This window comes from Ruegeria sp. Ofav3-42, assembly GCF_022347725.1.
Classification (GTDB): domain Bacteria; phylum Pseudomonadota; class Alphaproteobacteria; order Rhodobacterales; family Rhodobacteraceae; genus Ruegeria.
Genome location: NZ_JAKRGB010000009.1, coordinates 64,237 through 85,787, shown reverse-complemented (window position 1 = coordinate 85,787; position 21,551 = coordinate 64,237). Strand labels below are relative to the sequence as shown.

General features: G+C 57.4%; 27 protein-coding genes and 2 tRNA genes. 28 read left to right on the top strand and 1 reads right to left on the bottom strand.

Annotation, left to right across the window (positions count from 1 at the left end; all coding sequences use genetic code 11):
- Positions 1-125: 125 nt before the first annotated feature.
- From MHN28_RS14350 to MHN28_RS14305, 11 genes are all read left to right on the top strand, one after another.
- Complete coding sequence (locus tag MHN28_RS14350) at positions 126-2,981, top strand: vWA domain-containing protein (RefSeq protein WP_239342466.1); 2,856 nt, start codon at positions 126-128, stop codon at positions 2,979-2,981.
- Positions 2,978-4,306 carry a hypothetical protein gene (locus MHN28_RS14345; protein WP_239342463.1) on the top strand — a complete coding sequence of 443 codons (1,329 nt, stop codon included), beginning with the start codon at positions 2,978-2,980 and terminating at the stop codon, positions 4,304-4,306. The genes MHN28_RS14350 and MHN28_RS14345 overlap by 4 nt, the downstream gene beginning before the upstream one ends.
- Positions 4,307-4,408: 102 nt before the next feature.
- Positions 4,409-4,777 carry a hypothetical protein gene (locus tag MHN28_RS14340; protein ID WP_239342460.1) on the top strand — a complete coding sequence of 123 codons (369 nt, stop codon included), beginning with the start codon at positions 4,409-4,411 and terminating at the stop codon, positions 4,775-4,777.
- Positions 4,774-4,896, top strand: coding sequence for a hypothetical protein (locus MHN28_RS24850; protein WP_255733070.1), 123 nt, complete (start codon positions 4,774-4,776; stop codon positions 4,894-4,896). Before MHN28_RS14340 ends, MHN28_RS24850 begins: the two co-directional genes overlap by 4 nt.
- A 27-nt stretch (positions 4,897-4,923) precedes the next feature.
- Positions 4,924-5,478, top strand: coding sequence for an N-acetylmuramoyl-L-alanine amidase (locus tag MHN28_RS14335; protein WP_239342457.1), 555 nt, complete (start codon positions 4,924-4,926; stop codon positions 5,476-5,478).
- Positions 5,475-5,837: a bacteriophage spanin2 family protein gene (locus MHN28_RS14330; RefSeq protein ID WP_239342438.1), complete on the top strand. Its 363-nt coding sequence runs from the start codon at positions 5,475-5,477 to the stop codon at positions 5,835-5,837. The genes MHN28_RS14335 and MHN28_RS14330 overlap by 4 nt, the downstream gene beginning before the upstream one ends.
- Positions 5,838-5,860: 23 nt before the next feature.
- On the top strand, positions 5,861-6,142 hold the full coding sequence (locus MHN28_RS14325) for a hypothetical protein (RefSeq protein WP_239342435.1): 282 nt from the start codon (positions 5,861-5,863) through the stop codon (positions 6,140-6,142).
- Entirely contained in the window at positions 6,135-7,127 is a 993-nt protein-coding gene (locus MHN28_RS14320; RefSeq protein WP_239342432.1) for a hypothetical protein, read from the top strand. Before MHN28_RS14325 ends, MHN28_RS14320 begins: the two co-directional genes overlap by 8 nt.
- Positions 7,124-7,540 (top strand): hypothetical protein, encoded by a 417-nt coding sequence (locus MHN28_RS14315; RefSeq protein WP_239342429.1) that lies wholly within the window; start codon positions 7,124-7,126, stop codon positions 7,538-7,540. Before MHN28_RS14320 ends, MHN28_RS14315 begins: the two co-directional genes overlap by 4 nt.
- A 161-nt stretch (positions 7,541-7,701) precedes the next feature.
- Complete coding sequence (locus MHN28_RS14310) at positions 7,702-8,508, top strand: DNA adenine methylase (protein WP_239343068.1); 807 nt, start codon at positions 7,702-7,704, stop codon at positions 8,506-8,508.
- Positions 8,509-9,068: 560 nt separating this feature from the next.
- A complete protein-coding gene (locus MHN28_RS14305) occupies positions 9,069-9,359 on the top strand; it encodes a hypothetical protein (protein ID WP_239342426.1) in 291 nt (96 codons plus the stop codon).
- Positions 9,360-9,653: 294 nt separating this feature from the next.
- Here MHN28_RS14305 and MHN28_RS14300 read toward each other — a convergent pair.
- A tRNA-Thr gene (locus MHN28_RS14300) sits at positions 9,654-9,728 on the bottom strand.
- An 83-nt stretch (positions 9,729-9,811) separates the two neighbouring features.
- On the opposite strand from MHN28_RS14300, the gene MHN28_RS14295 reads away from it, so the two are divergent.
- From MHN28_RS14295 to MHN28_RS14215, 17 genes are all read left to right on the top strand, one after another.
- On the top strand, positions 9,812-9,967 hold the full coding sequence (locus tag MHN28_RS14295) for a hypothetical protein (RefSeq protein ID WP_239342423.1): 156 nt from the start codon (positions 9,812-9,814) through the stop codon (positions 9,965-9,967).
- Between the two features lie 6 nt (positions 9,968-9,973).
- On the top strand, positions 9,974-11,242 hold the full coding sequence (gene murA, locus MHN28_RS14290) for a UDP-N-acetylglucosamine 1-carboxyvinyltransferase (RefSeq protein WP_239342420.1): 1,269 nt from the start codon (positions 9,974-9,976) through the stop codon (positions 11,240-11,242).
- Positions 11,239-11,715, top strand: coding sequence for a DUF2948 family protein (locus MHN28_RS14285; protein ID WP_239342351.1), 477 nt, complete (start codon positions 11,239-11,241; stop codon positions 11,713-11,715). The genes murA and MHN28_RS14285 overlap by 4 nt, the downstream gene beginning before the upstream one ends.
- Positions 11,705-12,226: a GNAT family N-acetyltransferase gene (locus MHN28_RS25030; RefSeq protein ID WP_370645726.1), complete on the top strand. Its 522-nt coding sequence runs from the start codon at positions 11,705-11,707 to the stop codon at positions 12,224-12,226. Before MHN28_RS14285 ends, MHN28_RS25030 begins: the two co-directional genes overlap by 11 nt.
- A 59-nt stretch (positions 12,227-12,285) precedes the next feature.
- Positions 12,286-13,587: a histidinol dehydrogenase gene (gene hisD, locus MHN28_RS14275; RefSeq protein WP_239342345.1), complete on the top strand. Its 1,302-nt coding sequence runs from the start codon at positions 12,286-12,288 to the stop codon at positions 13,585-13,587.
- 83 nt (positions 13,588-13,670) lie between these two features.
- Complete coding sequence (locus MHN28_RS14270) at positions 13,671-14,150, top strand: UPF0262 family protein (RefSeq protein WP_239342342.1); 480 nt, start codon at positions 13,671-13,673, stop codon at positions 14,148-14,150.
- 3 nt (positions 14,151-14,153) lie between these two features.
- Positions 14,154-14,606 (top strand): low molecular weight phosphatase family protein, encoded by a 453-nt coding sequence (locus MHN28_RS14265; protein ID WP_239342339.1) that lies wholly within the window; start codon positions 14,154-14,156, stop codon positions 14,604-14,606.
- A gap of 2 nt (positions 14,607-14,608) precedes the next feature.
- Entirely contained in the window at positions 14,609-15,007 is a 399-nt protein-coding gene (locus MHN28_RS14260; RefSeq protein ID WP_239342318.1) for a ketosteroid isomerase-related protein, read from the top strand.
- The gene (locus MHN28_RS14255; protein ID WP_239342299.1) at positions 15,000-15,593 is read left to right on the top strand and encodes a GNAT family N-acetyltransferase; all 594 of its coding nucleotides are present in this window, start codon (positions 15,000-15,002) and stop codon (positions 15,591-15,593) included. Before MHN28_RS14260 ends, MHN28_RS14255 begins: the two co-directional genes overlap by 8 nt.
- Before the next feature lie 64 nt (positions 15,594-15,657).
- Complete coding sequence (locus tag MHN28_RS14250; RefSeq protein WP_239342296.1) at positions 15,658-15,927, top strand: DUF4242 domain-containing protein; 270 nt, start codon at positions 15,658-15,660, stop codon at positions 15,925-15,927.
- Positions 15,928-15,996: 69 nt separating this feature from the next.
- Entirely contained in the window at positions 15,997-16,872 is an 876-nt protein-coding gene (locus tag MHN28_RS14245; RefSeq protein WP_239342293.1) for a carbon-nitrogen hydrolase family protein, read from the top strand.
- A gap of 91 nt (positions 16,873-16,963) precedes the next feature.
- Positions 16,964-17,182, top strand: coding sequence for a translation initiation factor IF-1 (gene infA / locus MHN28_RS14240; RefSeq protein ID WP_005978431.1), 219 nt, complete (start codon positions 16,964-16,966; stop codon positions 17,180-17,182).
- Between the two features lie 11 nt (positions 17,183-17,193).
- Positions 17,194-17,772, top strand: coding sequence for a nucleoside triphosphate pyrophosphatase (locus MHN28_RS14235; protein WP_239342271.1), 579 nt, complete (start codon positions 17,194-17,196; stop codon positions 17,770-17,772).
- Positions 17,769-18,791, top strand: a complete 1,023-nt coding sequence (locus tag MHN28_RS14230; RefSeq protein WP_239342268.1) for a ribonuclease E/G — start codon at positions 17,769-17,771, stop codon at positions 18,789-18,791. Before MHN28_RS14235 ends, MHN28_RS14230 begins: the two co-directional genes overlap by 4 nt.
- A complete protein-coding gene (locus MHN28_RS14225; protein WP_239342265.1) occupies positions 18,788-18,970 on the top strand; it encodes a DNA gyrase inhibitor YacG in 183 nt (60 codons plus the stop codon). Before MHN28_RS14230 ends, MHN28_RS14225 begins: the two co-directional genes overlap by 4 nt.
- A gap of 79 nt (positions 18,971-19,049) precedes the next feature.
- A tRNA-Phe gene (locus MHN28_RS14220) sits at positions 19,050-19,124 on the top strand.
- A gap of 355 nt (positions 19,125-19,479) precedes the next feature.
- Positions 19,480-21,495, top strand: a complete 2,016-nt coding sequence (locus MHN28_RS14215; protein ID WP_239343066.1) for a DEAD/DEAH box helicase — start codon at positions 19,480-19,482, stop codon at positions 21,493-21,495.
- The last annotated feature ends 56 nt before the right edge of the window (positions 21,496-21,551 follow it).

Genomic DNA, 21,551 nt, shown 5'->3' with positions numbered 1-21,551 from the left:
GCACGGACTGGATTGGCGCGATTTCAAGCGCAACGGAATCGACGTGGCAAAGTTGCGCGCAACCGATGATCAGCTTGACCGGATAGATGCCCTTGAGCGGGCTGCAATAGAACGAGAGGCACGCGGTGGGCGGTAGAAAGAAAAAGCAAACGGTCGGGTTTCGGTATCACCTCGGACTGCACGTCATTGTGGCGCAGAAAATCGACCAGATACTTGGGCTGAAGTTTGCGGACCGCATTGGCTGGCGCGGCACCATTTCTGGCGGTGGCCAGATCCGTATGAATAAGCCAACGTTGTTCGGCGGTGAAGAGCGAGAGGGTGGCGTTTCTGGTGCTGTGGATGTGTTGGATGGGAACCCTCAACAGGGGCGGAATAACTATCTTGTCAGGCTCTTTGGCGCTCTGATTCCGGCCTATCGCGGCGTTGCTTCCTTGGTGTTTCGTCGCCCCTATCTGGGCAACAATCCGTACCTGAAGGAAATCAAGGTCAAAGCAAAGTGCATCGCGGCGCATGGTGACAACTGGTATCCGGAAAAATCGCATATCCGCCCGTCGCTCTTTTCCGAGAATAACTCGATTTATATCGCCATTGACGTTTCTGGTTCGATGAATGGGGGGCGGCTGCAAAATGCTAAATCTGCGATATCGGCGTTTCTGGAAGGTCTCAAGGGGTCGCGAAACAGCGTTGAAATCGTGGCGTGGTCCGAGTCTGTAAAAGCCTCTACACGCCGTTTGAAGGCTGGGGACGCTGACTATGACGCTCTGATTGCTTTCGTAAATGGGTTGACGGCTGAGGGCGGAACCAATTTTGACGCGGCGGTTTCTCAGGCGGGAGGTTTCTTTGCGGCTGCGGAAAGCCGGACACTGTCGAATTCCGGCTATCTTGGTGGCGGCATCTCCCAGGCATTGACCGGCACTGGCCCGGTCACAGAAGTCCCGCGCCGGGTTGTGCTGTTCCTGACGGATGGTGCGCCGTCAAATATCGGGTCGGCGGATGACGCGGCAGCTACGCTTGCGGCGATTGGGGGTGTTGAGACCTATGCGTTCAACATTGACACACCGGACACGACCTATACTGCCAAACTGGATAACACATCTAGCGATGGTGTTCCCGTTGTAAGCGGCGGCAATCCAAGCGCCATCAAAGACGCTTTGTCCGGTGCTTTCCTGAGCCACGTCGACATGAATCCGTCGCACATTCTGCGCGATCTGATTGTGGATACTTCATCGGGTGGGAGTGGATCGGCTGCGGATATAGGCGACAGTTTCAGGGCGGTTGCTGACACTCTGTACGATGAAGGCTTCGGGCTCTCTATTGTGTGGGATGCTGACAAAACGCGGGATGATTTCAAGCAAGAGATAGAGCGGCACATTGATGGCTATGTGTACGTTGATCGCCAAACCGGGAAGTGGGAAATCAAGCTGGTCCGCGATGATTTCGACGTCGAAAACCTACCGCGTTTTGGTGATGGCGGCATTGGCATTGTCGAATGGCTGGAAGCCAGCACCCCGGAACAATGGGAACTGCCGAACCAAATCACAGTGCGCTATTCGAAGCGCAGCAGCGGTGACTATGGGTCTGTTACACTGACAAATCTGGCTGCGCTTCGCGCTACAGGCGTGATCAACAACGAAGAAGTAGACTATCCCGGGATCTCGGAATACGGGGTCGGCTCGCGCGTCTGTCAACGTGATTTGGTTGCGCGCACAACTCCGCTGATGACCGGGGCGTTCTGGGCAAAATACTTGCCTGCAGACCTCAATATCGGATCAGAAATTGTCGTTGCAGACGCCGCAATGGGTATCAAGCCCACGGTTATCCGAATAACCCACACAGAAGACAGCGATGGGCGCGATAACCGGGTGCTTGTTCGTTTTGCGCAGGACAAATCGGCCATCGTCAATGAGGCGTTGGTCGCGGACGAAGAGGAAGTGTTTGTTGAAACGCGCGCTCTTCCGTCCAGTCCGCGCTTTGTAGAAGAAATGCCTTACTATGTTTTGGTCGGCGAATTCGGACAAAGCGATATTGACGGTGAGCTTGAGCGTGAACCTGACCTTGGACAGTTCCATGCGACGTGTAAAAGGCCGAGCGGAAACCACGTTGATGCGCAAGTCACGGTTTCGTCGGATAACGGCGCGAACTGGATTGACGCCCACCAGATCGATTTTGCGCCTGTGGCAACCCTTCAGACAAGTTTATCCCGCGCGGCTGATGATCTAACCGCGGATATAGATGCCGTGGACGGATTGGGTGGGATCGAGGCTGGTTCGCTGTGCCAGATCGGATCGGAATATCTGCGCGTTGATAAGTTTGAGGTCAACGGCCAGCTTGTGACGGTTACGTTCGGGCGCGCGTGCCTGGACACTGTTCCTGAGCAACACGCTGCGGGTCAAAAAGTCATATTTTGGGATGGCGTTGCGGAATCGGATGATACCCGTTTTCTGGCCAGTGAGATTATCGACATTCGTCTTAGGCCCCAGACATCAACTGATGTGCTTGAAATTGACGATGCTGAAACCGATCAAGTCACCTTTGCCAGTCGGGCGATCCGACCATATCCACCGGGGAAGTTCACCGCCGATGGCGAATATACAGACGGTCGGCTGTTTGGCGGATCTGTGGATTTGGCATGGGCGCACCGGGACCGCACGGCCCAAACCACGGGTGATCCCGAGGATCATACCCATGGCAACATCGGCCCGGAGGCGGGCGTTACCTATCAGGTGCGCGTCAGGGAATACACATCCGCAAACGCTCTGATCTCAACGTTAATCGACATCAATGTGGGCAGCGCAACCAGCCAGACAGTTGCCCCGGAACCGTCCGCGTCAGCAGCCTATCTTACGTTTGAGGTGGCATCCCAGCGGGGCAGTTACGAAAGCTGGCAGGTTCCCAAAATCAAAATGAAGACAACCGCCCGCACGACCGAAGGGGGGGCAGACCGGACCACCGAAGGTGGCCAAAAGAGGAGTCTGGAATGACAACGATTACACAATTGCCCAATGCGGATACGCTAACGGGAAAAGAACTTCTTGAGGTCTCTCAGGCATCAGCAACAGTAACGATGACGGCAGGGACCATCAGTGCAGCGGCGGCTGATAACAGTTTCAACGATTCCGGCTCTGGTTTTGTGACCGCTGGTTTCGTTTCCGGGGACCGGGTTGTTGTCTCGGGTTTTGGCGGCAATGCCGCTAATAATATCGCTGTCGCGGAAATCACCGCTCTGACCGCAGGCAAAATGACCATTGGCGGGTCTGATGGTGATGTGATCGTGGATGAGGCGGCGGGAGACAGCGTGACCATTTCCAAATGGGAAAGCCGGAAGGCGCTTGCAAATACCCTTGGCGGCGGTGGCGGTGGTGGCGGGTCCGGAACTGGTACGCCCGAGAAACTGGGCTACGCGGACTTTACGCCACCTACTGAGGGTCGGCTTACAGCGGTCAACGAACAATCAGTTGATTTCAATGGTTATGATAACGGGGTTCACCGTATCACGATCACTGGAAATGAACACAAAGCTAGGGCTGGCGAAACGGTCTCTGGTGATTTTGATAAAGTGTATGTGATCAAAACCAACCAGCCCAATGAAGGGTTCAACTCTATCGGGCTTTATGTCCGCGACACTTCCAATAATCAAATGTCGTCATTTGTCATCCGATTTGACAATAACCTCTACAAAATCCTCTGGAACGATTGGACCTTTGAAAGTTCCGTTACTCTCAAAGGCGAGTCCGCGCGAGGTTTGATATCTCGCCGTGGGGCTTGGACATACTACAGGCTTGAGCGTGTTGGTTCTGCTCTAAAATTCTACCTGTCAGATGACGGGCTTTACTGGCTATTGATGCACACAACAACGGTTACTGATGGGGGCATTTCCGACATTGATGAAGTCGGTGTGATCGTGGACACGAATAGTGTTGAGTCGGATTCGGTGACTACTGCTCGTGTGATTGGCGTGAATAACGGAGTTCAGCCTGAGAAAACCGTCGGTGGGTCGTCTGCGCTCAGTCGAAGCGTCGAGAGCGGTAGCTTCAATGTGTCCAACGCGATGCTGTCCGGTAATGTTTACAAGGATGTGGACAGCACGTCAGGGGCGGTGTCGGTCACAGTTCCGGCGGGCCTGACCGGCACAGAGCCTTTGCTGCTGGAAAACATCGGCACCAATGACGTGCAACTGGTTGCAGCATCCGGCGTCACGATAAACAGCTTTGGCGGCAACCTGAAACTGGCTGGCCAGTTCGCATCCGGGACGTTGGTTCCCAAGGGAAGTGACACGTATAGCCTCGTCGGCGACCTGAAAGCGTGAGGTCGGATCATGTGGCAATCCAACTCCATCAGGCAGTTGCCCGCCGATTTTCCCAATCTTGCATCATAAAAAAAACAGCAAAAACCTAACGAGAGTAGTCACATGAAACTAGAAATGATCGGGTCCGCTTCGGCGGGCTTTTTTGCTGTGGCCGGTTCATGGCTGGCGGCGCGTGGTTCAGCGTGGGAATTCCTTATTCTGGCGACCATCGGGGCGGTGGTGGCGGTTCTTGAGTTGGATGGCTGGCAACCCAAAAAGGCCCTTTTGATCTTGCTGTTCAACATCACTGTTGGAACCTTCGGCGGGCCAATCCTGCTGTCCTACCTGAAACTGCAAGCGGGCGCGCATCCGCCCGCTGTCCTGTTGCTGGTGTCTTTCGGCTTCGGCTGGGCGGCGCATTCTGTGTTCACGGATTTGCGTGACGTGATCATGGATTGGTTCACGCGCTGGATCACAAAGGCCAGCAAATGACCCGGATGTATCAATCCTTCAAGCGCGCGACCCGCAAACGCTGGTATCGCAACACGCGGATTCTGATCTCCATCGCCGTCTGGGTGCTGCTGATCATCGCCTATCGCATGGGCAGCTAACTCACACAAAATCGAAAGGAACTTGCCATGAAGCTGGCAATTGTCGTGGGCCACAACGCCCGCGCCCAAGGTGCTGTGCGCCCTGATACCGGGGAAACGGAATTCGTCTGGAACTCGGCGCTGGCGTTGTTGATTCAGTCGCTGGCCAAGCATTACCCGGATATCAATGTTCAGGTGTTCTTTCGCGAACCGGGTCCGAGCTACGGGCGCGAAATCCGCGACGTGTACCGCAAAACGGATGAGTGGGGCGCAGATGCGGTGATCGAACTGCACTTCAACAGCCACCACAATCCGAACGCCACCGGGACGGAAACCCTGTCCAGCGGTTCCCGCCTGTCTCTGCTGCTCGCTGAGGCGCTGCAAGAGGAAATGCTGGACGCTCTGGGTCTCAGGGATCGAGGCGAAAAGATCGTCCGCAAGGGCCGTGGGTCTGCCAGCCTGATTTCCGGCCGTGCCCCTGCGGCATTGATCGAACCATTCTTCGGGTCATCGCCGAACGGCCAGCAGGCCACCGATGAGCCGCACGAAATGCGGGCACTGGCGCATGCCATTCTGCGCGCGACCCAGCGGGTGTTCGTGTGACCCGGTTTGGTCGCGTTCTGCTGCTGAGTGCCGCCCTGTCGTCATGCACGGCGGGGCAAGCGCTCAACCTGCTGACGGGTGGCGGTCCCAACGTCGCGGCCAATGTGCAGGCCGGGGCGAACAACGTGCAGGGCGTGCAGTCCGACAGGCGTCAGGCCGTAAAAAATGTCACCGGCGATGTGCGACAGGAGCGCACCGAACGTCAGGTGCGGGCTGAGCGCATCGAAACCGTCGTTACGCATGAATATCCGGCCTGGCTCATCCTTGCCTTCGCCGTCGCCGTTCTGGTTGACAGCCCGCTGCGCTGGCCGGGACAGATCGCCAAGGCGTTTCGGCGTCCGATCACCAGAAAAACCTAACCCCCAACAAGTGAGTAACTGATATGGCAAGAGAACAGGACTTAGTCGAAGTTGAGTTTGGAGAACTCAAAGAGTTGACGAACGCGGACGTGTCTCAACTGACCTTCATGGTGCTATCGGGAAAAATAGAGATCCTACGGGCCACATCCGTACAGCCCATCGCCGAGGGCCGGGGGTGGGCCTACGAAGAAGGTTTTGGTGAGCGCAATATCTCGCTGGATGACATTTCTTCTGCCGCTGGCAATCGCGTGTGGGCCTATGGCAAAGGGCATCCGACATCAAAGGTCATGGTGGACCATGCGTAGCCCCTTTGATGGTCGTGTCGGTTTCAGTCGGCTTCGCAGCAATTCGCCTTTCCTGCAATCGCTTTTCTCGGGCGCAGATGGCTTTGTCCTAGCGCCTTGGGATCACCAGACGATGTTTCAGGATGTGGTGGGTACAATCGCGGCCAACGCTCCGGGGCACCCTGTTGGGCGCGGTGGTAACCATGTCGGCAACGAGTATCATGCAGTTCGGTCAGTAAACGACGATTATCGGCCTACGATTGCGCGCCACCCGGGCAGCGGGTTGCGCCAGAACCTCAACGGCACGGCGGATTTTTCAGGGTTCACGTTTGGTGGGTCTGGATCAGGCAGCAATACCCTTGAGGTCAACTCCACGACTGCGCCAGATGGCACCCTGACTGCAGCCCGCGCGACGTTCAGCGCGGCGAACCAGGTGTTTACGCACGCGCTCAACTTGCCGTCGGGTGATTATACGGGGAGCCTTTGGATAAAAGGCGTTGCCGGTAAAACAATCCGCTGTCGCTTGAGCGGCGGCGGCGAGTTCACCCATTCTTTTAATGGAAGCTGGGAACAAATCAGTGCGTCCATTTCGGGTGTCGTACCCACCTCGTTCAACATCAGTACGTGGGCGGGCTCAACGGCGCGTGTGGTTGAAATCTGGCATCCCCAACATGAAGCCGGAACTGCGATAACGCCCTACCAAAAGCGAGTTGATAGGTATGACGTTACCGAAACTGGTCAGCGTGATATTTGGTATCTGTCAGACGATCAGATAGACGATGAACTGACCGTGACCCTGCCGGATCTGGGATCGGACGCCACAGAGTTTTGGGCGGATGAGGGCGGAGTAACGATCAACGGCGCACAGACCATCGGGGCAGGCAACAGAGCATTGCCGGGAAGTGCGCGCCTCTATGCCTATGGCATCATAGACCGCGCGTTTTCCGCGCTGGAAACTGCGCGGTTGCAGCAATACCTTGAAATGAAATCGGGGGCCGGATCATGAAGCGGATAACCGTTGTTGTTGGTGAAGGTCTCATGACGCCCGCCAATCATGTGCACATGCTGTTGGGTAAGTGTGGCCACCTGAATACATACCGCGCAGCGACGTGGAAAAAAGGCGGTGATTCCTATGCTGTTTCATCCGGTATGTGGACAGACGTGCAGATTGCAGGAGTGACCAATTCCGCGATTTTGGCGCAACTGGTCGATGATGGCCGAGTGCCCGACGACGTTGATCTGGCACAGGCGGCAATGGCGCAGACGTCCTTTGTTTTCGTTGAGCCAGCCTTTAATGATGCGGGCGACCCACTGCCGTTGCCTGCGCCTTCACCGGACAAGATCACCGCTTATGTCGGTGATGATCCAACCGCGTTATTGGCACAAATAGGTGCTACTGTCTCTGAGCCGATTATCTAGCGTCTCCTGCCTTCGCCAAAGGGCGGGGGTGCGGTGCGCCAACACCGCAACCACGCAGCCACGTTTTCAATCCGGCTGCGCCGACGCACTAACACCAGAAACGTCGCCCGACTCTCGCGCGAGAGCGGGCGTTTCTTATTCTGGAATCAACTATGACGACAATGCAAAAAGTTTCACCTGCCGCACCGGTTGCGCCGTGGCTGGGAGGGAAGAAGGTATTGCACAAGGCGATTATTGATCGGATCGACCGGATCAAACACGACACATATGTCGAGCCGTTTGTGGGCATGGGTGGTGTTTTTCTTCGGAGAACATGGAAACCCGCCTGCGAAGTGGCCAACGACTTGAATGGTGAAATCACCAACCTGTTCCGTATACTGCAACGCCACTATCCGCAGTTCTTGGAAGTGATGCGGTTTCAGGTCGCATCCCGCCGCGAGTTCGAGCGCCTGCGCAAAACAGAACCTGCAACCCTAACGGACTTGGAGCGCGCAGCGCGTTTCTTGTATCTACAGCGGCTCGCTTTCGGTGGGCGAGTAGGTGCGGTGTTTGGTGTTTCTGCTGGCCACAGTCCTCGCTTCAGTCTTGCAAAGCTGGAGCCGATATTGGACGCGGCGCACGAACGCCTTGACGGTGTCGTGTTCGAAAACTTGCAGTGGGAAGAGGTTGTGTCGCGCTGGGATGGCGCGGGCACGCTGTTCTACCTAGATCCGCCGTATTGGGGTGGTGAAAACGACTATGGGAAAAACATGTTTGAGCGTGCGGACTATGAACGCATGGCTGACGCCCTGTCGGACATAAAGGGCGCGTTCATTCTGTCGATCAACGATGTACCTGAGATCCGTGAGTGCTTCGCAGCGTTCCATTTGGAGCCGGTCAGTTTGAAATACACGGTTTCACAGTCCGGGGCGACCGACGCGAAGGAACTGATTATCTCAAACCGCGAAGTCAGGACCAGCTTGCTTTGAAGCTGCCTCTCAAGTGACGGGTGGCGATCCTATCGGGTAGGCCGCTAGAGTGCCCCGGCCCAATGGGCCGGGGTTTCATTGTTTAAGCTCGGCTGCTGTCTTTGCAGTCCGCTGTGATGATTTCGGCTAGTCGCTCTTTTTTGCGATTAGCATTACGCCAAATATCGCAATTAAGAATTCGCCGATGTTTGCAATGTCGGCTGCAATTGACAGCCATATTGTGAATTGAATCATCTGTATTGCCCTAGATTCAATCAACTTTTCCGTTAGCGTCAGGTCCGGAGACACGGACCGATCGCCTTACCGTAATAATTCAGGCGCAATAGACCGATCGCTGCATTCAACAGCGCAAAACCGATCCAACGGTTGCACGTTACTATGATGTGCTTTCCGACCCTCGCCCTGTGCCTGTTCTAGTTTTAATACCAGATTTTGTGGCACCGCTTCCGGCAGGACCCATCTAAGGGGTGCGGCTTCCCTTTTCAAGGATTCCTTCACAAAGAGGATTTTCGCAGTTTCTGATTGTTGTCATGCGCCCGTCTCTGCCGCATATCAATTCCATGACTAAATGGCCCAACCGAATCCCGTTCGACCTACACAAAGAACTTGAAGCCCGTCCAGTGACGGATTGGGAAGCCGCTCTGCGCGTTTGGGCGAAGGCCCACGGCCTCAAGCTCAAGATCCAGTGGTATCCGCAGTTGCAGCGGACGATGGCGGATCTGCATTCCCGCAGGTACACCGCGAAGCCTCAGGACCATTGGGCCGCGATCAAAGAATGGTTGGAACGCCATGACGTCCCTGCGCCGGAAAAGCTGCCGGGGTGGCCCGAAATAGACTCGGTAAAGTACTAAAACCTAGACATCGCGCACTGTAAGTCATTGATAAATATAGAGTGGTGAAAGTGTCTAGTTTTGGCGTAAGCCTTTGAAATCAACCGTTTCGGTTGGTCCTTCCGGGATCGCCAGTAGTGCCATTGCTTCTCGCCGGATTTCCACAAGGGTATACCGCGAACATCTGTTACGGCTTGTACGGGATTTGTACGAAACCTTTCAGAAATGCACGGTTTGTTCCTGCAAGTTTCTGCGGGTTACGCGGTCAAATTTCGAGCCGCTTGCACCCAACTTATTGTTTTTACTTGGAAAGAGTGGTGCTGCTGGAGAGAATTGAACTCTCGACCTCTCCCTTACCAAGGGAGTGCTCTACCTCTGAGCTACAGCAGCGCTGTGGGCGGGTGATTAGACTCAAACGAAACGGGGCGCAAGGGTGTCTGGACGGTTTTTTTCGTCTCCTGTAGAGAAAGACAATGGCAGACAAAAATTCACCCAAAAAACACGGTAAATCCGGGGATGCGCGCGAAGAACGGCTGAAGGCCGCGCTAAAGGCTAATATGGCGCGGCGCAAGGCGCAGGCCAAGGCGCGGGCGGCGTCCGAGGACAAGACCGAAAAGGACGAGGGATAAGAGCAGATGGATTCGATTCTGGTGACGGGCAACGGGCCGCTGAACGGTCAGATACCGATTGCGGGGGCCAAGAACGCATGCCTGACGCTTATGCCCGCGACATTGCTGAGCGAAGAACCGCTGACGCTGACCAATGCGCCTAGGTTGAGTGACATCAAGACGATGACCGCGCTTTTACAATCGCTGGGGGCCGAGGTGTCCTCGCTGCAGGATGGGCAGGTGTTGGCGATGTCCAGCCATGATCTGACCAGCCACACAGCGGATTACGAGATCGTGCGTAAGATGCGCGCCTCGAATTTGGTGCTCGGTCCGTTGCTGGCCCGGTTCGGAGAAGCCGTCGTGTCGTTGCCCGGTGGGTGCGCGATCGGCGCGCGGCCGATGGACCTGCATGTCGAAGGGCTTGAGGCGCTGGGCGCCGAGATCGAACTCGAGGACGGTTATCTGCACGCCAAGGCCCCTGGTGGATTGAAAGGTGCGGTGCACGAAATGCGCTTTGCTTCGGTCGGGGCTACCGAAAACATCGTCATGGCCGCCACGTTGGCCAAAGGCACCACGGTTTTGAAAAACGCCGCGCGCGAGCCTGAGATCGTCGATCTGGTCGAGTGTCTGCGCAAGATGGGTGCGCAGATATCGGGCGAGGGGACTTCGATCATCGAAATTCAAGGCGTCGACCGACTGCATGGTGCGACTCATCAGGTTGTGACGGATCGGATCGAACTGGGCACCTATATGCTGGCCCCTGCGATGTGCGGCGGCGAGGTCGAACTGCTGGGTGGTCGGATGTCGCTGGTCGAATCCTTCGCAGCCAAATTGGATGCGGCGGGAGTGAATGTCCAAGAAACCGAAAACGGCCTGAAGGTTGCTCGCAAGAATGGCCGCGTACGCGCAGTAGATGTCGTGACCGAACCATTCCCCGGCTTCCCGACGGACCTGCAGGCGCAAATGATGGCGCTGATGTGCACGGCTGAAGGCACCTCGGTACTGGAAGAACGCATTTTCGAGAATCGCTTCATGCATGCCCCCGAACTGGTGCGCATGGGCGCGAATATCGAAGTGCACGGTGGTACGGCGACTGTGACCGGGGTAGAAGGCCTGAAGGGCGCGCCGGTGATGGCGACCGACTTGCGGGCCTCGGTTTCGTTGATTCTGGCTGGCATGGCAGCCGAAGGCGAAACAACGGTCAGCCGGGTCTATCATCTGGACCGCGGATATGAACATGTGGTGCGCAAGCTGGAAGGCGTGGGCGCAAAGATTGAACGGATCAAGGGCCAATGACAGACGCAAGTTTTGAAGACGGGCGCGAAGCCCCGCTGAATCTGGGCGCCGAGGATGCCGATGATCTTCAGGTGATCTCGACTCTGACCCAGGACGCGGTGTTTCCGATCACCGAGATGACATGGCGTCCGTCCGAGCGTCGGTTTGGCCTGCTCTTGAACCGGTTTCGATGGGAAGACAAAGACGCTGCTGCGCGGCGTGACCGGCCATTCGAACGGGTGCAATCGGTTCTGGTCTTCAACTCGGTTTTGTCTGTGGCCAGTCAGGGCGTCGATCGGGGCGACAAGGACATGGTGATGTCGCTGCTGTCGGTGGATTTCGAAGCAGGTGACGACGGCGCGGGACAGATCATGCTGACCTTGGCGGGCGACGGAGCAATCCGTTTGTCGGTCGAGGCGCTGGATGCCACCCTCAAAGATGTGACCCGGCCATACCAGGCCCCGTCGGGTCAGGCGCCGCACCATCCGGAATAAGCGTGGAATATCTCAGGCCTTCTCGGGGCCTTCTGCGGGCCTTGAGATTCGCCGCGCGACCGTATTCGACGTTTTCGACCTTAGCCGCGTTCTCATCCGGTCGATTACCGAGCTTTGTGGGGCAGACCATCGGGATGATCCCAAGATCATTGCGCAGTGGACCGCGAACAAGGATCCGGCGACGATCCGTGGCTGGATTCAGGCCGGGGCGCAAATCTGGGTGGTCGAACACCGTGGGCAGCCCGCTGCTGTTGGTGGGCTGATCGAGACCGGAGAAATCACGCTTTTATACATTGATCCCGATCACACGGGTTTCGGTATAGGGCGCGTTTTGTTGCAACGGCTTGAACAAGAGCTTATCGACGCGGGGTGCGCTGAGGGGCGGCTTGAGGCCACCCGAACAGCGCAGGGATTCTACGCGCGAAATGGCTGGCAAGCCACGGGCGGGTGTAGTCAGCGCAACGACTTGTCCTGTCTGAGCATGCGCAAATCGCTGCACCTGCAGGACTGAGGGTTGAGGCCAGCCCATCCGGGCGATATGTCCGTCCAAACGCCCCGGAGTGCCAGAACATGCCCGTCTTCCTCGACACGACGTCGCCCGAATTTGAAACAGCCTTCAAGGCTCTGCTGTCCGCCAAGCGCGAGGACAGCCCGGATGTGGATGCGGTTGTCGCGCGGATAATCGAAGATGTGCGGGCACGTGGCGACGCGGCGGTGATTGAGCTGACCGCCAAGTTCGACCGGCTGGAGCTAACGCCAGATACGCTTGCCTTCAGCGCCGAAGAGATCGCCGATGCTGTGGGGCAGGTCCCGGCCGAAGATAAGGCCGCGCTGAAATTGGCGGCTGAACGCATCCGTGTCTACCACGAAAAGCAGATTCCAGAGGATCACGAGTGGACAGACTCGTCCGGTGCAACGCTCGGCTGGCGTTGGTCTGCCGTGTCGGCCGCCGGTCTCTATGTGCCAGGCGGGCTGGCATCTTATCCGTCGTCCGTGCTTATGAACGCAATTCCGGCCAAGGTGGCAGGTGTTGAGCGACTGGCCATTGCCGTGCCTACGCCGGATGGTCAGGTGAACCCGCTGGTTCTGTTGGCAGCGCAGCTGTCCGGGGTCGATACGATCTATCGCATTGGTGGTGCGCAGGCGATTGCGGCACTGGCCTATGGGACCGAGAGCATCGCGCCGGTCGACAAGATTACCGGGCCCGGAAACGCCTTTGTGGCTGCTGCCAAACGCCGCGTATTCGGAAAGGTTGGCATCGACATGATTGCCGGTCCGTCCGAAATTCTGGTCATCGCCGATAAGGACAATGATCCCGACTGGATCGCGCTGGATCTGCTCAGTCAGGCCGAGCATGACGAAAGCGCGCAGTCGATTTTGATCACCGATGATACCGCATTTGGTGACGCTGTCGCCCAGGCCGTGGACAAAAGACTGGAAACCCTGCAGCGTCGTACCATTGCCGGGGCCAGCTGGCGCGATTTCGGCGCCATCATCACCGTTCGCGATCTGGACGAGGCTGCCGCTTTGTCCAACCGCATTGCGCCCGAGCATCTGGAGCTGTGCGTGGCCGACCCGGTGGCGCTTAGCCGGAAAACAATTCACGCAGGTGCGATATTTCTGGGGCAGTACACGCCAGAGGCCATCGGCGATTATGTGGGCGGCCCGAACCATGTGCTGCCCACTGCGCGTTCGGCGCGGTTCTCTTCGGGCCTCAGCGTGATGGACTTCCTTAAGCGCACAACGCTCAGCCAGATGACACCCGAGGCGCTGCGCGCCATTGGTCCCGCAGCCGAGAAACTGGCCCAATCCGAAAGCCTTGAAGCGCATGGTCTTTCTGTGACGGCGCGTCTTAAACGCCTCAACGGATGATTTCCCGCAAAGGTCCTTGATCTGCGCGTTGCTCCTGCCGGCGTGTTGCGCTAGGTCTGTCCCGACCTGAACGGACCACACTCATGACTCGTATTTCGCATATAGAACTGGACGACCGAAACCTGCCTCCGCCGACCCCCGAGATCGAGCAGGAGCGGAAGGTTGCGATCTATGACCTGCTTGAGGAAAACAGCTTTGCGCTGCCGGTACGCGATGATCGTGTTGTGCCCGATGGACCCTACCATGTGCAGCTGTCGATCCGCGACAAACGGCTGGTCTTTGACGTCGCCACAGAGGCCGAGGAGAAAGCGGCCGAGTTCCATCTGTCGCTGGGCCCGTTCCGCCAGGTCGTCAAAGACTATTTCCAGATCTGCGAAAGCTATTTCAACGCAGTGAAGACACTGCCGCCCAGCCAGATCGAAACCATCGACATGGCCCGTCGTGGTATCCACAACGAAGGTAGCCGAGTTCTACAGGAACGTCTTGAAGGTAAGGCTGAAATTGACACCGACACTGCCCGCCGTCTGTTCACGCTGATCTGCGTGCTGCATTTCGGGGGCTGACGCGTGAAGCCTTTGCCGCAGTCGGTCCTGTTCTGTTGCGACCACAACGCGGTTCGGTCCCCTATGGCCGAGGGCCTGATGAAGAAGTTCTATGGCACCGGCACCTATGTGCAATCTGCCGGTGTCCGCAACGACCTTGAGATTGATGGCTTTTGTATCGCGGTCTGCCACGAGGTCGGCGTTGAACTGTCCCGCCACCGTTCGCGCTCGTTTGACGAGATGCAGGAATGGGGTGATGACCTCAGCTCGTTCGACCTGATCGTTGCGCTGTCCCCGGCAAGCCAGCGCCGGGCGCTTGAACTGACGCGGATTTTTCACCTGGATGTCGATTATTGGCCAATAATGGACCCTACTGGACTGGGCGAGAACCGCCAGGACAAGCTAACTCACTACCGACAGACCCGCGATCAGATCATACAGCATCTGAAAGACAGCTGGGGCGAACCTACGGAGTGATCATGAACCAGACCGTCAAAACCTATTTTGAGGCCTTCAACGCCGGCGACGTCGACGGCATGCTGGCCTGCCTGTCCGACGACGTGGCGCACCACGTGAACGAGGGGCAGATCCGCACCGGCAAGGACAAGTTCGCAGCGTTCTGCGCCCACATGAACCGGTGCTACAAGGAAAACCTGACCGATATCGTTGTATTCGAGGCCGAAGAGGGCACCCGTGCGGCAGCGGAATTTGTCGTGAACGGCACCTATCTGGAAACGGATGAGGGGTTGCCCGTAGCGCATGGTCAGAATTATCGCCTACCCGCGGGGTCGTTCTTTGACCTGAAGGACGGCAAGATCACTCGCGTCACAACGTTTTACAACCTTGCAGACTGGACCAAACAGGTCTCCAATGGCTGAGGTCACCGATGTCCGCGCCCTGACCGGCGCGGCGCTGGCGGATGCGCTGGATGATGTCGCCCGCCTGCGGATCAAGGTGTTTCATGCGTGGCCGTATCTGTATGACGGCGATCTCGAATACGAGCGAAAATACCTGCAATCTTACCGCGACAGCGACAAGGCGATCGTGGTCGGTGCCTTTGACGGCGACCGGCTGGTCGGGGCCTCAACCGGGGCTCCGCTGACAGATCACGCTGACGATTTCGCGGCGGCTTTTGCGGGGTCGGGCCTCGACCTGACCGAAATCTTCTACTGCGCCGAGTCCGTCCTTTTGTCGGACTATCGGGGGCAGGGTGTTGGTCACAAGTTCTTTGACCTGCGTGAAGCCCATGCCCGCAGCCTGGGCTTCACCAAATGCGCCTTTTGCGGGGTGCAACGCTCCGCTGATCACCCGATGCGGCCAGAAAGCTATCGCCTCTTGGACGCATTCTGGCGGGCCCGGGGTTATGGGCCGCTGCCCGGTGTGATCGCACAGTTTTCCTGGAAGGACATTGGCGACAAGCACGAGACTGCAAAGCCGTTGCAGTTCTGGATCAGGGATCTGTAACTCCGGATCGCTGAGAATTCCGCAGTTTTATGGTACTGTGGGGCTTTCAGTGGGGGAGTCGAAGATGAAACGATACGTGATTGAACGCGATTTGCCCGGAATTGGTGGTATGACCGGTGAAGAGTTGGGTGGTGCTTCGGTAAAATCGAATGAGGCCTTGGCGCAGATACCCGGTGTTCAGTGGGAACACTCCTATGTCACCGGTGACAAGACGTTTTGCATCTATCTCGCCGAAGATGAGGATGCGATCCTGAAACATGCGGAGCTCAGTGGTTTTCCTGCCAATACAATTACCGAGGTCACAACTATTATCGACCCGACAACTGCGGGCTGAATTACGCTGTACAGTGCTCGGCATCCTTGCCTATGGTCCTGCAGATTCGACTGAATGAGGATGTCGTTGATGAAAGTCGCCACCGCCGCCTACGACCTCGACTGGCTCGACAGCTGGGCGCAGTATGAGGACAAGCTGGATCGATGGGTCTCTGAGGCCGCCGGGCGCGGGGCTGATTTCCTGGTCTTTCCAGAATACGGCGCGATGGAGCTGTCGACCCTTGATGGTCTCGACGTTGCTGGCGATTTGGAGCGATCGATCCGTGCGGTCTCGGACCGAATGGAAGATGTACAAACCCTGCATGCCCGACTTGCGCAGACGTATAACACATACATTCTGGGCGCATCGGCTCCGGTTGTGGATGGTCCCGGCCGACCGGTGAACCGTACTGTTTTGTATGCCCCCGACGGAAAACAGGACCATCAGGACAAACAGATCATGACCCGGTTTGAACGCGAGGATTGGGACATCGCCTCGGGCGGCCCCCTAAAGCTGTTCGATACCGCGCTGGGCAAAATTGGTGTGCTGATCTGTTACGATAGTGAATTTCCTTTGCTGGGGCGTGCGCTTAGCGATGCGGATATCATCCTGGTTCCATCCTGCACCGAGGCGCTGTCAGGCTATTGGCGTGTACGTATCGGGGCGATGTCCAGATCGTTGGAAAATCAATGTGTTACAGTGATGTCGTCCTTGGTTGGCAACAACGACTGGTCCGAGGCTGTGGACATGAATACCGGCACCGGCGGCGTTTTCGGCCCACCGGACAAAGGCTTTCCAGCGACCGGAGTGCTGGCCGAAGGTGCCCTGAATCAGCCCGGATGGACCTATGCAGATATAGACCTATCGGCCATCGCCGAGGTTCGCACGGATGGCAATGTCCTCAATCGAACCCATTGGGATGAGCAGTCGCCCCGGGTTGATTCGGTCACAATATCTGCTCTTTAGGTGATTCTGCCCTTGAAATAAGGCTGAAATGGGCTCATTTAAGCCCACATCCCCGCAGATTCTGCGGGTGCAATGTAATGATGGAGACAACATGGCCAAGGAAGATACGCTCGAATTTCCCGGTGTCGTGAAGGAACTCCTGCCTAATGCGACGTTTCGGGTCGAGCTGGAAAACGGCCATGAGATCATCGCACATACGGCAGGCAAGATGCGTAAGAACCGCATCCGTGTTCTGGCCGGCGACAAGGTTCAGGTCGAGATGACCCCTTATGATCTGACCAAGGGTCGGATCAACTACCGCTTCAAGTAACGCCTGCCGCAATGGCGTTTATCTTAGGATCGGGCAGCCCAAGGCGGCTGGACCTGCTGGCTCAGCTTGGCGTGCAGCCCGATGCAATCCGCGCACCCGACATCGATGAAACGCCTATGAAGGGCGAACTTCCGGTTCCCTACTGCAATCGCATAACGCGCTCAAAAGTGCAGGCGGTTCAGGCCGATAGTAACGACGTCACCCTGTGCGCAGATACTACCGTGGCGTTGGGTCGACGCATTTTAGGTAAGCCGGAAAATGCAGGACAGGCTGCAGAATTCCTGCATGCCCTGTCGGGTCGGCGGCACCGTGTCATCACCTCGGTCGCTGTGCGGCGCGGTGACAAAGTGCTGCAACGTGACGTGGTTTCTCAGGTCAAGGTCAAGCGCCTGTCGGATGTCGAAATCAACGCCTATCTGGCGACTGGAGATTGGCAGGGCAAAGCGGGCGCTTATGCCATTCAAGGCCCGGCCGGGGCTTTCATCCCTTGGATTTCGGGCTCGTTTACGGGCATCGTGGGCCTGCCCCTGTCTGAAACCGCCGCCCTTTTGCAAGGCATCGGCTATCCCCTGTATCGTGAGGCATCATGAAGGGTCGTACTATCGTTCTGGACCACATCGAAAACCGCGAAGCCGCGGCCCTTATGGTCGACGGTCAACTGGACGACTTCCTGATCGCAGCGGACGCCCCGGCGCCCGGCACCATCTACCGCGCGCGGGCAGATCGGCCGGTCAAAGGGCAGGGCGGCATGTTCCTGACCACACCAGACGGTCCGGCCTTTCTGCGGCAGGTCAAAGGCCTTGCGCCGGGTGCCCAGATGCTGGTTCAGGTGACGGGCTATGCCGAACCCGGCAAGGCGCTGCCAGTGACCGACCGCATTCTGTTCAAAAGCCGCTATGCGATCATCACGCCTGATGCGCCCGGGCTGAATATCTCACGCTCGATCCGTGATGAGGACGAACGCGATCGCCTTCTTGAGATAGCTCATGAGAGCATGGAAGGTAGCGATTATGGCCTGATCTTACGGTCGTGCTGTGCAGGCGAAGACGCGGCTGAAATTGCCGAGGATATTGGCACGATGCTCGCCCATGCGGATCAGGTTCTGAACGATCCGGGAACCGAGCCCGAACTGCTGCTGGAAGGCGATGGACCCCACGTTCTGGCCTGGCGTGATTGGGCCGATCCGGCGGAGGTTGTGACACAGTCTGGCTGTTTCGAAACGCATGGTGTTCTGGATGCACTGGACGTCGCACGCGGGATATCCGAGCCCCTGGCCGGTGGAGCGCACCTGTATATTCAGCCGACCCGAGCATTGGTCGCCGTGGACGTAAACACCGGGTCTGATACGTCACTGGCCGCTGGAACCAAGGCTAACTTTGCTTGCGCCAAGGCGTTGACCCGAGCCTTGCGTGTACGTGGTCTCGGCGGGCAAATCACCTTGGATCTGGCTCCGATGCCCAAAAAAGATCGCCGCGGTTTCGAGGCCGCTTTACGCGCCGCTTTCAAAGCTGATTCCATCGAGACCACCCTCGCAGGCTGGACCCCACTTGGCCATTACGAACTGCAACGCAAACGCGGCCGTATCCCCTTGGCTGAGGTGCTGAAATGAGCTGCCCTATCTGTGGTGACCACACTATGAAAAAGTTTCGACCGTTCTGTTCCAAACGGTGCGCAGATATTGATCTGGCAAAGTGGCTGAACGGCTCGTACGCCGTTCCGTCTCAGAGGGAAGAGGAGATGGAAGCCGAGGTTTCCGAGGGAGAAACCGAGCAAAGACGTCCGCATTAAAAAAATCTCAAAAAGCCTCTGGACACTGCCTTTGGCAAGTCATAGAAGGCCTCCACCCAACGACAAAAGTCGTTCCCATGCCCGGGTAGCTCAGGGGTAGAGCAGTGGATTGAAAATCCTCGTGTCGGTGGTTCGATTCCGCCCCCGGGCACCACTTTTTCGAATAAAGAATATTCTGAAGCAGAGCTTTGCGGAAGCTTTGCTGTTTCCTAGTTTGCTGTCGAATGGACGTGAGCTGTGGTTGAAAAATGGCTAGCCTATGCTAGCCATGTGGCTCGTCGGTTTTCCTGTTCATGACGGCGGGCCATTTCGATGGGGGAGGATCAAGTGCCAAGCCGCTGCGTGGACAGAACTGTTGTTCTTTCGGTTCGCAATTTTCGCTGCGATGGCAAAGACCCTGCTATACTTTGCATCAAAGTCCCGGTATGACGCGGTCTTTAACTTTGGATGATGCGCTGATCGCAATACCGCTGAGCCCGTATCACCAGGCCGATACAAAGAACACCACCGTGAAACAGACTATCGCAGATGCGCTTGCCCGCAAGGGGTACGATACTTTGACACAAGTCCAGCAGGCTGTGACACAGCCCGAACTGGAAGGGCGCGATATGCTGGTGTCGGCGCAGACCGGATCGGGAAAGACCGTCGGGTTCGGGCTGGCAATTGCGTCCCGGTTGCTGGCCGACGAAGAGACATTCGGTGCATCCGGCGCACCGCTGGCGCTGGTTGTTGCACCAACGCGCGAGCTGGCGTTGCAGGTCAAGCGTGAACTGGGCTGGTTGTACTCTGATGCGGGCGCATTTCTGGCGTCTTGCGTTGGTGGTATGGACATGCGCGATGAACGCCGTGCGCTGGCACGTGGTGCGCATATTGTCGTCGCAACGCCCGGCCGGCTGCGCGACCATATCATGCGAGGCTCAATTGACCTGACCGCGATCCGCGCCGTGGTTCTGGACGAAGCCGATGAAATGCTGGACCTGGGCTTTCGTGAGGATCTGGAGTTCATTCTGGATGAAACCCCGGCGGAACGACAGACTCTGCTTTTCTCTGCGACCGTACCGCGCGCCATCGCCAATCTTGCAACCCGGTATCAGCGTGATGCCGAGCGGGTGAGCACAGTCAGCGAACAAACCCAGCACGCTGATATCGAATACCGCGCCATGATGGTGGCGCCACGCGATGGGGAAACCGCAATCATCAATGTGCTGCGGTACTATGAGGCCCCTAACGCAATTGTCTTTTGCAACACCCGTGCAATGGTGTCGCGCTTGACGACGCGCCTTTCCAATCGCGGCTTTTCGGTCGTGGCATTGTCCGGCGAACTGACCCAAAGCGAACGGTCCAACGCGTTGCAGTCCATGCGCGATGGGCGGGCCAGGGTATGCGTGGCAACGGATGTCGCAGCGCGCGGGATTGATCTGCCGAACCTTGATCTGGTGGTTCACGCCGAATTGCCCAACAGCCACGAAACCCTCTTGCACCGGTCCGGGCGCACTGGTCGTGCCGGGAGAAAGGGCGTCAGCGCGCTGGTGGTCGAGCCGTCATCGCGGAAAAAGGCGGAACGCATTCTGAAGTTCGCAAAGCTCACCGCCGATTGGGGCGCGGCCCCGTCGGCTGATGAAGTGAACGAGCGGGATCAGGCACGCATGTTCGCCTCGGATGACTGGCAGGCTGAGATCACCGAAAGCGAACAGGCGGCTGTTCAGCACCTTGTCGAAGAGTTCACCCCCGAGCAAATCGCCGCGGCATACTTGCGCCAGTACAAATTGCGCCATTCAGCGCCGGAAGAATTGGCGCCCGTCAACGCGGAGCGTCCCAAGCCGCGCGCTGCCTTTGGTCCCAGCGTCTGGTTTTCGCTGTCTGAGGGTCGCAATCAAAATGCCTCGCCTCGTCATTTGCTGCCGATGATCTGTAAAGCGGGCAATTTGACAAAGGACGACATTGGCGCAATTCGGATTGCCGATGATGTTTCTTACGTTGAAATCCGAGAATCCAGCGTTTCGGGGTTTTTAGTAGCCGTGGGCGCTGAGATGATGATTGAAGGCTCTAAGGAGCTTGTCCAATTGGACGGCGCGCCAGACGTTCCGGCATTTGAACGTCCAAAAGCTGGGCGCGGGCCCAAGGGCAAGCCGCACCCTCGCAAAGCACGTACGCTCCGTTCTGATCATGGTGGTGCCCCGGAACCTCGTAAAGAAAAGCCACAGCCTGAAACCAGCAAGCCCATGGGAAAACGGGCCAAGCCAACCCGGTTAGACGAACCCACATCTGGGGTGCGTCGGACGCCCTCGGCCACAGCGCGCGAAGACAAGACGGAGGGGGCGTTCAGTGCAAAGAGCGCAAAGGCGAAACCCCGTAAACCAAGCCCGGCAACAGGCAAGGACGGCAAGCCAAAACCCGGCGGCAAGGCGGCAAAGGGCCCTCCACCACCGAAGGGTAAGCCGAGCAGCAAGAAAAACCGAGCACGCGCAGCGGCCGCGAAATCGGGCAGGGGCGGTGACGCGGTGCCGAAGCGGCGCAAGACCTAGCCGGTTCGTTCCACCGAGGTGGTGCCGACAACGCGTCAGCGGTCACATTTCCCGCT

Coding starts and splice junctions, on each gene's coding strand:
- infA (WP_005978431.1), top strand. CDS start 16,964: ATGGCCAAGGAAGATACGCTCGAATTTCCCGGTGTCGTGAAGGAACTC.
- MHN28_RS14340 (WP_239342460.1), top strand. CDS start 4,409: ATGAAACTAGAAATGATCGGGTCCGCTTCGGCGGGCTTTTTTGCTGTG.
- MHN28_RS14320 (WP_239342432.1), top strand. CDS start 6,135: ATGCGTAGCCCCTTTGATGGTCGTGTCGGTTTCAGTCGGCTTCGCAGC.
- MHN28_RS14285 (WP_239342351.1), top strand. CDS start 11,239: ATGACAGACGCAAGTTTTGAAGACGGGCGCGAAGCCCCGCTGAATCTG.
- MHN28_RS14325 (WP_239342435.1), top strand. CDS start 5,861: ATGGCAAGAGAACAGGACTTAGTCGAAGTTGAGTTTGGAGAACTCAAA.
- MHN28_RS14305 (WP_239342426.1), top strand. CDS start 9,069: ATGACTAAATGGCCCAACCGAATCCCGTTCGACCTACACAAAGAACTT.
- MHN28_RS14310 (WP_239343068.1), top strand. CDS start 7,702: ATGCAAAAAGTTTCACCTGCCGCACCGGTTGCGCCGTGGCTGGGAGGG.
- MHN28_RS14295 (WP_239342423.1), top strand. CDS start 9,812: ATGGCAGACAAAAATTCACCCAAAAAACACGGTAAATCCGGGGATGCG.
- MHN28_RS14345 (WP_239342463.1), top strand. CDS start 2,978: ATGACAACGATTACACAATTGCCCAATGCGGATACGCTAACGGGAAAA.
- murA (WP_239342420.1), top strand. CDS start 9,974: ATGGATTCGATTCTGGTGACGGGCAACGGGCCGCTGAACGGTCAGATA.
- MHN28_RS14225 (WP_239342265.1), top strand. CDS start 18,788: ATGAGCTGCCCTATCTGTGGTGACCACACTATGAAAAAGTTTCGACCG.
- MHN28_RS14335 (WP_239342457.1), top strand. CDS start 4,924: ATGAAGCTGGCAATTGTCGTGGGCCACAACGCCCGCGCCCAAGGTGCT.
- MHN28_RS14260 (WP_239342318.1), top strand. CDS start 14,609: ATGAACCAGACCGTCAAAACCTATTTTGAGGCCTTCAACGCCGGCGAC.
- MHN28_RS14270 (WP_239342342.1), top strand. CDS start 13,671: ATGACTCGTATTTCGCATATAGAACTGGACGACCGAAACCTGCCTCCG.
- MHN28_RS24850 (WP_255733070.1), top strand. CDS start 4,774: ATGACCCGGATGTATCAATCCTTCAAGCGCGCGACCCGCAAACGCTGG.
- MHN28_RS14315 (WP_239342429.1), top strand. CDS start 7,124: ATGAAGCGGATAACCGTTGTTGTTGGTGAAGGTCTCATGACGCCCGCC.
- MHN28_RS14230 (WP_239342268.1), top strand. CDS start 17,769: ATGAAGGGTCGTACTATCGTTCTGGACCACATCGAAAACCGCGAAGCC.
- MHN28_RS14255 (WP_239342299.1), top strand. CDS start 15,000: ATGGCTGAGGTCACCGATGTCCGCGCCCTGACCGGCGCGGCGCTGGCG.
- hisD (WP_239342345.1), top strand. CDS start 12,286: ATGCCCGTCTTCCTCGACACGACGTCGCCCGAATTTGAAACAGCCTTC.
- MHN28_RS14235 (WP_239342271.1), top strand. CDS start 17,194: ATGGCGTTTATCTTAGGATCGGGCAGCCCAAGGCGGCTGGACCTGCTG.
- MHN28_RS14250 (WP_239342296.1), top strand. CDS start 15,658: ATGAAACGATACGTGATTGAACGCGATTTGCCCGGAATTGGTGGTATG.
- MHN28_RS14245 (WP_239342293.1), top strand. CDS start 15,997: ATGAAAGTCGCCACCGCCGCCTACGACCTCGACTGGCTCGACAGCTGG.